The sequence below is a fragment of the Cobetia sp. UCD-24C genome, from assembly GCF_001306765.1.
Lineage (GTDB): Bacteria > Pseudomonadota > Gammaproteobacteria > Pseudomonadales > Halomonadaceae > Cobetia > Cobetia amphilecti.
Genome location: NZ_LJTD01000003.1, coordinates 458,456 through 470,731, shown reverse-complemented (window position 1 = coordinate 470,731; position 12,276 = coordinate 458,456). Strand labels below are relative to the sequence as shown.

At 62.7% G+C, this 12,276-nt stretch carries 7 protein-coding genes; 5 read left to right on the top strand and 2 right to left on the bottom strand.

Annotated features, from left to right (window positions below; translation table 11 throughout):
- Window positions 1-126 precede the first annotated feature (126 nt).
- The 3 genes from AOG28_RS06190 (at window position 127) to AOG28_RS06180 (ending at window position 7,724) form a co-directional block, all read left to right on the top strand.
- Window positions 127-4,965 carry an NAD-glutamate dehydrogenase gene (locus tag AOG28_RS06190; RefSeq protein ID WP_054555652.1) on the top strand — a complete coding sequence of 1,613 codons (4,839 nt, stop codon included), beginning with the start codon at window positions 127-129 and terminating at the stop codon, window positions 4,963-4,965.
- 338 nt (window positions 4,966-5,303) lie between these two features.
- Window positions 5,304-6,449 (top strand): hypothetical protein, encoded by a 1,146-nt coding sequence (locus tag AOG28_RS06185; protein ID WP_054555651.1) that lies wholly within the window; start codon window positions 5,304-5,306, stop codon window positions 6,447-6,449.
- Window positions 6,450-6,680: 231 nt separating this feature from the next.
- Window positions 6,681-7,724, top strand: a complete 1,044-nt coding sequence (locus tag AOG28_RS06180) for a quinone-dependent dihydroorotate dehydrogenase (RefSeq protein WP_054555650.1) — start codon at window positions 6,681-6,683, stop codon at window positions 7,722-7,724.
- A gap of 833 nt (window positions 7,725-8,557) precedes the next feature.
- On the opposite strand, the gene rmf is transcribed toward AOG28_RS06180, so the two are convergent.
- On the bottom strand, window positions 8,558-8,767 hold the full coding sequence (gene rmf / locus AOG28_RS06175; protein ID WP_043334308.1) for a ribosome modulation factor: 210 nt from the start codon (window positions 8,765-8,767) through the stop codon (window positions 8,558-8,560).
- A 487-nt stretch (window positions 8,768-9,254) separates the two neighbouring features.
- Here rmf and rlmKL point away from each other — a divergent pair, with 487 nt between their 5' ends.
- Together rlmKL and AOG28_RS06165 are read left to right on the top strand one after the other, a co-directional pair.
- A complete protein-coding gene (gene rlmKL, locus AOG28_RS06170; RefSeq protein WP_054555649.1) occupies window positions 9,255-11,471 on the top strand; it encodes a bifunctional 23S rRNA (guanine(2069)-N(7))-methyltransferase RlmK/23S rRNA (guanine(2445)-N(2))-methyltransferase RlmL in 2,217 nt (738 codons plus the stop codon).
- Between the two features lie 3 nt (window positions 11,472-11,474).
- Window positions 11,475-11,825: a glutaredoxin family protein gene (locus AOG28_RS06165; RefSeq protein WP_054555648.1), complete on the top strand. Its 351-nt coding sequence runs from the start codon at window positions 11,475-11,477 to the stop codon at window positions 11,823-11,825.
- 93 nt (window positions 11,826-11,918) lie between these two features.
- On the opposite strand, the gene AOG28_RS06160 is transcribed toward AOG28_RS06165, so the two are convergent.
- Window positions 11,919-12,197, bottom strand: a complete 279-nt coding sequence (locus AOG28_RS06160) for a WGR domain-containing protein (RefSeq protein WP_043334304.1) — start codon at window positions 12,195-12,197, stop codon at window positions 11,919-11,921.
- Between the last annotated feature and the right edge of the window lie 79 nt (window positions 12,198-12,276).

Here is a 12,276-nt window from a genome sequence, read left to right as displayed (position 1 = left end):
CAGAGGCGCAGACTGCGCTAGTCTGTGATGCACTGCATGAGTCTGTGCTGCAACGCCTTTCTGGCCGGCGCAGACTCTCTATGACTATTTTCCCTGATACATCCATCAGGTCAGTCGAGGTGATTGATGCTACACGTGGCGACGGACGGCAAGCAGGAATTTCTTGAGCAGCTCGAAGAGCAGCTGGACAAGCGACTTCCCAAGGACAAGGTGGACGTGATCGCGGCGTTTGCGCGCGACTATCACGCAACGGCCTCCTTCGAGGACATGGCCGAGCGCAAGCTGGATGACCTCTACGGTTCCACCCTGGCCGTATGGCACTTCCTGCAGAGCCTCGAGGCTCCCAAGGTGCGTGCCTACAACCCGGACTTCGAGAAGCATGGCTGGCAGTCGACGCACACCATCATCGAAGTGCTGCACCCGGACATGCCGTTCCTGGTCGATTCCGTGCGTATCGAGCTCAACCGTCGTGGCATCACCGTTCACGCCATCCACAACGCCGTGCTGGCCGTTGCACGTGATGATGCCGGTCAGCTGGAGCGCGTGACGGCACCGCGTGCCGAGAGCGCCCCGCAGCACCGCGAGTCGCTGATCTACATCGAGGTCGATCGTCACAACGACGCCGAGACACTGGAAGACCTCGAGACCAGCCTGCGTGAAGTGCTGGCCGAGGTACGTGTTGCCGTCGCTGACTTCGACGCCATGCGCAGCCAGGGCGCCCAGGCGCTGCAGGAGCTGCGTGACAACCGTCCGCCGACTGTCTCCGAGGCTGACCATCAGGAAGCCTGCGACTTCATGCAGTGGATGGGCAACGACCACTTCACCTTCCTGGGCTATGACGAGTACACCGTCGACGAGCAGGAAGACGGCACCCGCGTGCTGAACAAGGTCGAAGGCTCCGAGCTTGGCGTGCTCAAGCTGGACCTCGAGCGCTATCACGAGCAGTCCCGTCACCAGCAGAGCGTCAACAGCGATCAGTACGTGCTGATCCCGGAGCTGCTGTCCTTCGCCAAGAGTGCCTTCCACGCCCGCGTGCACCGTCCGGCCTACCCGGACTACATCACCGTCGAGCGCTTCGATGAAGAAGGCCGCGTGATCGGCGAGCGCCGCTTCCTGGGGCTCTACACCTCCACGGTGTACAACCAGAGCCCGCGCAACGTGCCGATTCTGCGTCGCAAGGTGCAGGACGTCATGGAAGCCGCCGGCGTCAACCCGAAGGGCCACAACGGCAAGCACCTGCTGCAGATTCTGGAAGTCTATCCGCGCGATGACCTCTTCCAGATCTCCACGGACGAGCTGACCCGTACCGCCACCAGCATCCTCAACATCCGTGAGCGTCGTCGCGTGCGTCTGATCGTGCGTGAAGACCGCTTCGGTAAGTTCTTCTCGGTACTGGTGTTCGTGCCGCGCGACGTCTACTCCACCGACCTGCGTGTGCGCATCCAGAATCTGCTGTGTGAAGAGCTGAACGCCACCTTCGGTGACTTCACGCCGTATCTGTCCGAGTCCGTGCTGACGCGTATACAGTTCATCCTGCGCTTCAAGGGCGATGAGCCGGGCCAGTACGACATGCGCGCGCTGGAGAACAAGATCGCTCAGCTGGCCCGCAGCTGGCGTGACGAGCTGCACGCCGCCATGGTCGAAGGCTTCGGTGAAGAGCAGGCCAACGAGCTGATGACTCGCTACCGTGATGCCTTCCCGGGCAGCTACCGTGACGACTTCTCGCCGCGCACCGCCGTCTATGACGTGGGTCACCTGCGCGCGCTGGACGAAGGCCAGGCCGTCGGCCTGAGCACCTATCGTCTGGTCGAGGACGACAACTCCGGCGTCAATCTGAAGCTGTTCCACAAGCATCAGCCGATTCCGCTTTCCGACGTGCTGCCGGTGCTGGAAAACCTCGGCCTGCGTGTCATCGGTGAGCGCCCCTACGAGATCACCCGCACCGATTCCTCCTGCTGGGTGCACGATTTCGACCTCGAGCATCACGGCAAGGGCGCGGTCGAGCTCTCCGAAGTGCGCGAGAGCTTCATCGAAGCCTTCAAGAAGATCTGGTCCGGCGAAGCCGAATCCGATGCCTTCAACCGCCTGATCATCGGCTCTGGCCTGGACTGGCGTGAAGTGGCGATGCTGCGTGCCTACGCGCGTTACCTGAAGCAGATCCGCTTCGGTCTCTCCCAGGCCTACATCGCCAATGCGCTGGGCAGCCATCCGGACATCACCCGCGAGCTGGTGCAGCTGTTCAACCTGCGTTTCGACCCGCAGGGTCAGGGTGGCGAGGATGACGTCAACGCCTGCCGCGAGCGCATCAATGGTCTGCTCGACCAGGTCTCCAGCCTGAACGACGACCGTCTGCTGCGTCGCTACGTCGACCTGATGATGGCGACGCTGCGTACCAACTTCTTCCAGCCGGCGGAAGATGGCCAGGCCAAGGACTACATCAGCTTCAAGCTCGACACGCGCAGCATTCCTGACGTGCCGAAGCCGCGCCCGATGTTCGAGATCTTCGTCTACTCGCCGCGCGTCGAAGGTGTTCACCTGCGTGGCGGCAAGGTCGCACGTGGTGGTCTGCGCTGGTCCGACCGTCATGAAGATTTCCGCACCGAGGTGCTGGGACTGGTCAAGGCACAGCAGGTCAAGAACGCGGTCATCGTGCCGGTCGGCGCCAAGGGCGGTTTCGTCTGCAAGCGCATGCCGGAAACCACCGACCGCGACGTGATCCAGAAGGAAGGTATCGCCTGCTACCAGATCTTCATCCGCGCACTGCTCGACATCACCGACAACCTGTCCGGTGGTGACGTGGTGGCCCCGACGGCCGTCGTGCGTTACGACGAAGACGACCCCTACATGGTTGTCGCGGCCGACAAGGGCACCGCGACCTTCTCCGACATCGCCAACGCCATCTCCAACGAGTACGGCTTCTGGCTGGGCGATGCCTTCGCCTCCGGTGGCGCCAACGGTTACGACCACAAGGGCATGGGCATCACCGCCAAGGGCGCCTGGGTCAGCGTGCAGCGTCACTTCCGCGAGATGGGCATCAACATCCAGGAAGACGAGTTCAGCGTGGTGGGTATCGGTGACATGGCCGGTGACGTCTTCGGCAACGGCATGCTGCTGTCCGAGAAGATCCGCCTGGTCGGTGCCTTCAACCACCGCAACATCTTCGTCGATCCGAACCCGGACACCGCGAAGAGCTTCGCCGAGCGCGAGCGTCTGTTCCGTCTGCCGCGTTCCAGCTGGGACGACTACGACAAGAGCCTGATCAGCGAAGGCGGCGGTCTGTTCTCGCGTGATGCCAAGACCATCGCCATCAGCCCGCAGATGAAGAAAGTCTTCGACATCAGTGCCGACCATCTGGCGCCCAACGAGCTGATCAACGCGATGCTCAAGGCGCAGGTCGACCTGATCTGGAACGGCGGTATCGGAACCTACGTCAAGGCGTCCAGCGAGTCCCACGCCGATGTCGGTGACAAGGCCAACGATGGCCTGCGTATCGACGGCCGTGAGCTGCGCTGCAAGGTGGTGGGCGAAGGCGGCAACCTGGGTCTGACCCAGCGTGGCCGCATGGAAGCCGCGGCCCAACAGGGCGTGCGCGTCAACACCGACTTCATCGACAATGCCGGTGGCGTGAACTGCTCGGATCACGAGGTCAACATCAAGATCCTGCTGGACGACATCGTCGCCCGCGGTGATCTGACCGACAAGCAGCGCAACCAGCAGCTGGCCGAGATGACCGACGAAGTCGGCGAGCTGGTGATCAAGGACAACTATCGCCAGACCCAGGCGCTGTCGCTCTCCGAGCAGCAGTCCAAGGAAGGCATGGGCGTCTTCCGTCGCTTCATCAATGAGCTGGAAGCGGCCGGCACCCTGGACCGTGAACTCGAGTTCCTGCCGTCCGATGAAGCGCTGATCGAGCGTTCCAACGCCGGTGAAGCCCTGACCCTGCCGGAACTGTCCGTGCTGGTCTCCTACGCCAAGAGCGACCTCAAGACCAGCTTGATCGCCTCTGACGTGCCGGACGACAGCTACGTGCAGCAGCACCTCGAACGCGCCTTCCCGCGCGTGCTGATGGAGCGCTTCCCGGAAGAGATGTACCAGCACCGTCTGAAGCGTGAAATCGCCGCGACCCAGATCGCCAATGACCTGGTCGACCACATGGGCATCGCCTTCGTGCGTCGCCTGGAAGACACCACTGGTGCCGACAAGGCGGAAATCGCGCGTGCCTACATCGTGGCGCGTGACAGCTTCAATCTGGAAGCGCTGTGGACCCAGATCGAGGCCCTCGATCACCAGGTGCCGGCAGAACTGCAGTACCGCATGATGGGCGATCTGATGCGCCTGATGCGTCGTGCCACTCGCTGGTTCCTGCGTCAGCGCAGCTCCATGAGCGTCAATGAATGCATCAGCCACTTCGCCCCGCGTCTGGCCCAGCTCTCCGAAAGCATCGGTGAGCGTCTCAAGGGCGAAGCCCGCGAGAACTGGGAAGCGCGTCGCGACAGCTATGTCGAGGCAGGCGTGCCGGAGGCCCTGGCCAGCACCATCGCCGCGACCTCGAGCCTCTATGCAGGGCTTGGCATCATCGAGGCGGCCAAGGCGACCGGCGAGAAGATCAATCGCGTGGCAGAAGCCTTCTACGGCATCGGCCATCGTCTGGAGCTGCCGTGGGTCGGTGACAAGATCAACGGCCTTGAGGTGCAGGACAGCTGGCAGGCGCAGGCACGTGAAAGCTTCCGCGATGATCTCGATCGTCAGCAGCTGGCACTGACCGTCAGCGTGCTCAAGCAGGACAATGCACCGCGCGAGATCGATGAGCGTGTCGACAGCTGGATGGCCAGCCACGAGAGTCTGGTCAGCCGCTGGTGCTCACTGCTCGGCGAGATGAAGGGCGGTGCTCAGCTGAGCTTCCCGCTGTTCGCGGTCGCCCTGCGCGAGCTGGTCGATCTGGCCGAGTCCAAGCGCGAAGCCTGATGCTTTCGGCCTCGGAGGCAGCAAGAGGCTGACGCAAGTGGCGAGTAGCTGATGACTCGCTGATAGAAGCCCTCACCATTGGTGAGGGCTTTTTCATGTCAGGAATGAATAAAAAAGTGATAGCTGAAGCCTGCGGTAAGGTAACTGTCGTCAGCTGTCTGGTATGCTGAATGGCGACCAGTGCAGAGACTGATACAGGCCCTGATGGTTGCATCCTTTTCTGCAGACCCTGTTTTCAGTCCTTGATTTTCAGACCCTCATTTCAAGTCTCGGAGTCGCTGCGGCGCTCGCTGGAGGCTTCTGTTTTCAAAGCATCAGTACAACAAGGCAGAGACACCATGTCACATCGTGCATTACCCCTCGCCTGCGCCCTCGCGCTCGGCCTGTCCACTCTGGCCTCCCAGGCCGTGCTGGCCGATGGCAGCCCCGCTCAGCAGCGTGCAGAAGAAGCGGCAGGCAAGCTGGACATCTCCAAGTTCCTCAAGCCGCGCAGTGATGCCCACAGCCAGAACTTCCTGTTCGGCGGCACCAGCGTGCACCAGTTCACCATCAAGGAAGCCGGACGCTACGAAATCGATGGCGTCGCCAGTTTCGATGTGACCGACCCCTACACCATGAAGGCCACGCTCGAGAGTGAGCAGGGTGAGGTCGTGGCCACTGCAGAAGGTGACAGGGCCTCCGATGGCTTGAACATGAATACCGAGCTTGAGCCGGGCGTCTACAAGCTGCGTGTGCGCGCCGACAAGCTGGGGGCTGGCAAGTCGGGCGGCAACACCTATGAAATCAACGTCGCAGGCCTGAGCGAGAGTGGCGAGAAGCTGTCTGCCGAGGAAAGCGGCATCGAGACTGGCAACGGCCTGGTCTTCCTCGACACCGATGGCGATGGCCGTCGTACCGCCTTCGTCGATGCCAACGATGAAGTCGCGACCATCAAGCCGGCCACCGTTGCCGCCGCCGAACAGGCCGCCCGCGAGAAGAAGGCTGCCGAGACGGGCAATGCGGCAGCTGAAGGCGCTTCCGCCACAGGCGCCGCCGCCGCTACTACTTCGGCAGCCGCGACTGCTGCAGCCGAGGCGTCTGCCGCTGCTGCCACGACCGCTGCTGCCACGGGCAGTGCAGCCGTGACGGAAACCGAGGCCGAAGCGGAGCCGGATCGTCGTTTCGACGAGATCGTCACCGATGTGCGTATTCTCGAGAAGGGCGAGGTCATGACCTTCGACGTCGCGGACCGCGGCACCGTGACCATCGACAGCGAAACCTTCCCGGGCAGCGAAGGCACCTACAAGCTGCAGATGCGCCTGCTGGACGAGAGTGGCAACACCGTCGCCAGCGACAAGGGCGAAGGCTTCCAGGGCGACTTCCACCTCAAGACCGTGCTGGAACCGGGGCGTTACACCGTCTGGGTCAGCGGTCAGAAGTTCGGCTCCTCCATGCAGGGTGTCAACAACTACACCGTGCGCGTGCAGCAGCTCGACGTGAAGTGATCTGCAGGGCATGACCCCGACACCGTCGGGGGTGACACAAGGGCGGCCCGGCGGGTCGCCCTTTTTTGTTGCCCTGAGCATGGGAAATGGTGCCGGCCTTGGCGTGAGCGATTTTATCGACAGCAGCGCGAGCGTGCCGGCGCGCAGTGTCTGTCCCCGCGGGCTTCGGGTATACTTCGCGCCCAGCTATGCTGTCGTCACGACCCTGCCGCCCGCAGTCTGGAGATCATCATGTACTCGTTTGCTCGCTCGCTTCTCTTCAAGCTCGACCCGGAAACAGCTCATGGTGTGACGCTGAGTGCGCTGGACATGGCACATCGTCTCGGCATGGCGCGCGGTCTGGGCGGTGAAGCGCCGCGTGATCCGGTCTCGCTGATGGGGCTCGAATTCCCCAATCGCGTTGGCCTGGCGGCAGGTCTCGACAAGAATGCCGATCACCTTGATGCGCTTGCCGCTCTGGGCTTCGGCTTCGTGGAGGTCGGCACGGTGACGCCGAAAGGGCAGGACGGCAATCCGAAGCCGCGTCTGTTCCGGCTGCCGGAGCATCAGGCGATCATCAACCGCATGGGCTTCAACAATGCCGGGGTCGAGCATCTGGTCGCGAAGGTCAAGGCCAGTCAGGCGCGTGCTGCCCTTGGTGTCGTGCTGGGGATCAACATCGGCAAGAACCTGACCACGGCGGTGGATGATGCATTGAGCGACTATCTGGTCTGCCTCGATGCCGTGCATGCGCATGCCGACTACATCACCGCCAATATCTCGTCGCCCAATACCCCGGGGCTGCGCAATCTTCAGTTCGGTGATCATCTCAGCCAGCTGCTGGCCGGGCTTCGCCAACGCTGCGATCAGCTCGATGCCGAGCGCGGCAGGAAGGTACCGCTGGTGATCAAGATCGCGCCCGACATGGACAGCGAGGAAATCCTGTTCGTGGCGCGGGCGTTGGCGGACAACGGCATCGATGGCGTCATCGCCACCAACACCACCATCGAGCGTACGGCGGTCGCGGGTAGCCCGCATGCGCAGGAGGCGGGCGGACTTTCCGGCGCCCCGGTGCGTGAATCGTCGACGCGGGTGATTCGTGGCCTGCGTGAAGCGCTGCCGAACATGCCGATCATCGGTGTGGGCGGTATCACCGATGGCGAGAGTGCGCGTGAGAAGATCGCCGCGGGGGCGGATCTGGTGCAGCTGTATTCCGGGCTGATCTACCGCGGCCCGGCATTGATCGGTGAGTGCGCGCGTGCACTGGAGAAGGCCGATACCCTGATCAAGGTGTGATCCGGCCTGGGCTCAACCGCAGCGTGATGCTGGCATCCTTCGCTCACGGCGCTTCAAGAGAGGGGCGAGTGGGGAAGGGCAGACACAGAAAAGCCGCCTCCTGACATCAGAAGGCGGCCTCGGTACCGGCGTGAATGATGATATGACAACGGCAGGGAAGTGATGCGTGATCTGCCGTTGTCGTGTTGGCTGCCATGTCCAGCCAGCGTGCACGATGCGAAGCGCTTTTGCCGTCAGAAACGGCGGTTGGGGGTTGGCCCCTTGAGCTCATCGGGTGCGTGGATGGTTGAAGCAGGCCTGGAAAGAACCTGCTGATGCAGTCAAGGTGAACGTTTGCCCGTGTCGTGCTCCGCGCTGGACCGTCGTCCTCGCAGGCCGTCGCCTGCTGCGCCTCCTCTTCTGGAGCCATACCACGATTGAAACGACACGAGCGCCAACATCTCGGCCTTTCAGGAAGTGAAGCGAGTCGGCCCCATTGCCTACTGCGTCTCTTGCCTGTCAGTGCCGCGCGTCATCAAGATAGAAATAAGGCGTTACCTCCCTGGTGATTTGACGTGTCGCTGGGCGACTTCCGTGGGATTTTCCGGGTGATGTCGCTAAACCGACTCACCGTGAACACCTCGAGTCCTCTCTGTACGTGCCAGCCGACCCTGTAACATGTCAGAAGCCGGTGGCGTGATGCCGGAGAATCCGCTTGGGCAGCGCATCAGGCTGCGTCGGCGGGGTGAAAGGCGCCAGGCGCCGTATTGCCAGTGTCATTCCGTGACGTGCCGCTTTCCTGAAATGGGATGACCTCCTGGTCGCGGATGATGAACCTTGGCGTCATGCGGTGCTCAGCTGAGCACCATGGGGTTCTTGTGGATGCCGGAGACGCCGGTCATTCCCGACCATTGGTCCCCGCGGCCTTCACGCCAGCCGCTCATCCAGAATTCACGTAGATTGACATCGATACTGGGACAATCATCACGGGAACGGCCGGTGACACCAGCCTTGTAGCCGTGAACATAGGCACGCTGAAAGCGATCACGTTTCTGTCTCTTCATGGATGACCTCTAAGTGAGAACCCATCGGCACTGAGTGTCAGTGATGGCGAGGCGTACCCGGCGAGACCTTGTCTGGCCGCGGTTGTCCTGCCATCGGACATGCCGAGTGAGAGAGTTGGCCGATGCCCTGTCGGGCACTGCCGGCCTCGTGCATCATCACCTCGCGTCGTTGGCCATTCTTGTCGGAAAAGGTCACGAGTGTGAGATGATGGAAGGTCTTGCCTGTATATGCTCGAGCGTGATGGTGAAAAAGCGACTGCCTTGCCGTGCCGGAAGTCCGATCTCCTGAGCGGCACAGGTAGGCTGCCCGAATGAGGCTCGTGTCCCTTGATCCTCTATTTCGCATGGCGTGTCACCTTTCCGAATTGCAGCTACACCTATAGTTTTTAGAACACTGCCTCTGGCTTGTCGACAGCCGTATAGGAATATCGCTAGTGCCAGAAGCCAACTCACAGGAATAAGTCCGGCACCTGCCGGTGAGAGATTCATGACTGATACGACCTCTGCGACTACACCCCGCGCGCCCAGCAACTCGCTCTCTACCTGGTTTGCGACCTGCCCGCGTGGCATCGAAACGCTGCTGGCCGATGAGCTGACGGCTCTGGGTGCCGAGGTGACTGGCACGACCGTCGCTGGCGTACACTTCAACGGTAGCCAGGAAACCGCCTACCGCACCATCCTGTGGTCGCGACTGGCCAACCGCATCATTCGTCTGCTCACTCGCGTGGGTGGCGTCGACACCGGCGAGCAACTGCGCAAGGCGAGTGCGGGTGTCGATTGGGCGATGGAATTGCCGGATCGTGCGTCCATCGCCGTCGATTTCCACGGAACATGGAAAGACATTCGCCACACCTTCTTCGGTGCCCAGACCGTCAAGGACGGCATCGTCGAGGCGATGTTCGAGGAAGGCCGCAACAAGCCGACCGTCGATGGCAAGAATGCAGACCTGCGCATCTACGCGCACCTGCACAATGGCTACATCACCCTGGGCATCGACCTCGTGGGGCGCAGTCTTCACCAGCGTGGCTACCGTCCTGATCTCGCGCATGCTCCGCTGAAGGAAAACCTGGCGGCGGCCCTGCTGATGCGGGCCGACTGGCCGGCGCGTGCGGCGCGTGGCGAGAGCCTGGTCGACCCGATGTGCGGCTCCGGCACGCTGCTGATCGAAGCGGCCTTGATGGCGGCGGATATCGCGCCGCAGTCGCTGAACCAGGAGTTCGCCTGCCGCCACTGGGGGCGCCATGACGAGCGCATCTGGAAGGGCCTGTGGGAAGAGATGGAGCAGCGTGCCATTGCCGGGCGCCGCAAGGTCACCGCACGTCTGTTCGGTCGCGATCACAGTCCGCAGGCGATTTCTGCCGCGCGCTCCAACGCCATGCGTGCCGGTATTCCGGCGCTGATCGAGCTGGAAGGTGCCTCCGTCGCCGAGCTGACCTGCCCCGAGGGCGCCACCACGGGCCTGGTGATGACCAACCCGCCCTACGGTGAGCGTCTGGGTGAGCTGCCGGCACTGGTGCCGCTCTACGCAAGCCTCGGTGAGCGCATGAAGCGTCACTTCGGCGGCTGGACGCTGGGCATGTTCACCGGCAATCCGGATCTCGGCCACCGCCTCGGCCTGCGTGCGCATCGCCAGTACGCCTTCCGCAACGGTCAGCTTGACTGCAAGCTGTTGATGATCGACGTGGCGGCGCGAGAGCGTGCGGTCGATGAAGACAGTGTGGCCGAAGATGCCCGCAGTCAGCCCGCGCTGAGCGAGGGCGGCCAGATGTTCGCCAATCGCCTCAAGAAGAACCAGAAGTCACTGGCGCGCTGGCTCAAGCAGAGCGGAACTACCTGCTATCGCCTCTACGATGCCGACATGCCGGAGTACGCGCTGGCCATCGATATCTATGGCCGTCACGTGCACGTGCAGGAATACACGCCGCCCAAGTCCGTGGATGCCAGTCAGGCGCAGCGCCGCCTGATGGATGCACTGGCGGCGATCCCGCAGGTGCTGGGCTGCTCGCCCAACGATATCCATATCAAGCAACGCACGCGTCAGGCGGGCAAGGCGCAGTACACGCGTCAGGACAGCTCCGGTCAGCGTATCGAGGTGCAGGAAGGCGATGCCAGGCTGTGGGTGAATCTCAAGGACTACCTGGATACCGGCCTGTTCCTGGATCACCGTCCGGTGCGCAAGCTGCTGGGCAAGGAAGCGGACGGCAAGCGGGTGCTCAACCTGTTCTGCTATACCGCGACGGCCACCGTGCATGCGGTGCTGGGCGGCGCCAGCGAGAGCGTCAGCGTCGACATGTCCAATACCTATCTGGACTGGGGGCGCGAGAACTTCAAGCTCAACGGCATCAGCGACAAGCGCCATCAATTGGTGCGGGCTGACTGCCTGAAGTGGCTGGAGCGCTCCCGCGAGGAGTTCGACCTGATCTTCCTCGACCCGCCGACCTTCTCCAACTCCAAGAAGATGGAAGGCACCCTGGATATCCAGCGTGATCACGCGCGCCTGATCGACCTGGCGATGGCCAGTCTGGCGCCGGGCGGCACGCTGATCTTCTCCAACAACCATCGTCGCTTCGTGATGGATGACAGCGTCAGCCAGCACCATGTGGTGGAAGACCTGTCGCGCAAGCTGCTGGACCCGGACTTCAAGCGTCGTCCGGATATCCACCACGTCTTCCGCATCCGTCGCGCCAGCGATGTGAAGGGCTGAGCGATGGCCAGCGTCCCGCTGTGGCTCTACACCACGGCGGGCTGTCATCTGTGTGCTCGGCTGGAAGCCACGCTGCACGCGCTGGGGGCGGATGTCACGCTCACGCGGGTCGAGATCGCCTTCGACACGCAGCTGAGCGAGCGTTACGCGACCCGCATCCCTGTACTGGCGAGCGCATCGGGGGCGGAGTATTCGCTGGCCGATGGCGAAGAGGTGTTGCCGGAGTGGTTGCGCGCGCAGGGCGTCGAGCAGCGCCTCGAGCAGGGTGTCGAAATCACGCCCCCGGCCGAGCACGACTCAGCCACTGAGCCGCAGAGCCCCGCCCTGCGCAACGGGCGTCGCTTTCTGCGCTGAGCGGCGCAGACGTGTCGCTATAAGCTGGTGCAAAAAGACCGCCGCTACCTCAGAGTAGCGGCGGTCTTTTCGTGTCCGGCACCGTGCTGCGTACTAGCTCTCCAGCAGCGACATCTGGCGCATGGCGTCTTCGGCTTCCGGGCTATCGGCCGTGGCCTCCAGCACCTTGGTGTAGCCGCGTGAGGCCTGGATGTGGGCGAGGTCGCTGACCCAGGTCATGGCCTGCTCGTGGCTTTCGGCGAGATCGTGCTTCAATCCGCCGAACTGGGTGCCGATCTGGCCCCATGAGCGGCTGACGATCCAGTCGCCGAACATGTCCTGATGCACATGGACCAGAACGTAATCGTGGTGGCTTTCCCAGCGGATGATCACGCGTGACTCCCGAGGCGAAACGATGGTGGCTGGACTCAATCATGAGCTTGTGACGCCCGTTGCGTGCGCCTAAGATGGC

What these genes read in the sequence shown, in the direction of transcription:
- AOG28_RS06190 (WP_054555652.1), top strand. Translation starts at nt 127, where the DNA reads ATGCTACACGTGGCGACGGACGGCAAGCAGGAATTTCTTGAGCAGCTC.
- AOG28_RS06185 (WP_054555651.1), top strand. Translation starts at nt 5,304, where the DNA reads ATGTCACATCGTGCATTACCCCTCGCCTGCGCCCTCGCGCTCGGCCTG.
- AOG28_RS06180 (WP_054555650.1), top strand. Translation starts at nt 6,681, where the DNA reads ATGTACTCGTTTGCTCGCTCGCTTCTCTTCAAGCTCGACCCGGAAACA.
- rmf (WP_043334308.1), bottom strand. Translation starts at nt 8,767, where the DNA reads ATGAAGAGACAGAAACGTGATCGCTTTCAGCGTGCCTATGTTCACGGC.
- rlmKL (WP_054555649.1), top strand. Translation starts at nt 9,255, where the DNA reads ATGACTGATACGACCTCTGCGACTACACCCCGCGCGCCCAGCAACTCG.
- AOG28_RS06165 (WP_054555648.1), top strand. Translation starts at nt 11,475, where the DNA reads ATGGCCAGCGTCCCGCTGTGGCTCTACACCACGGCGGGCTGTCATCTG.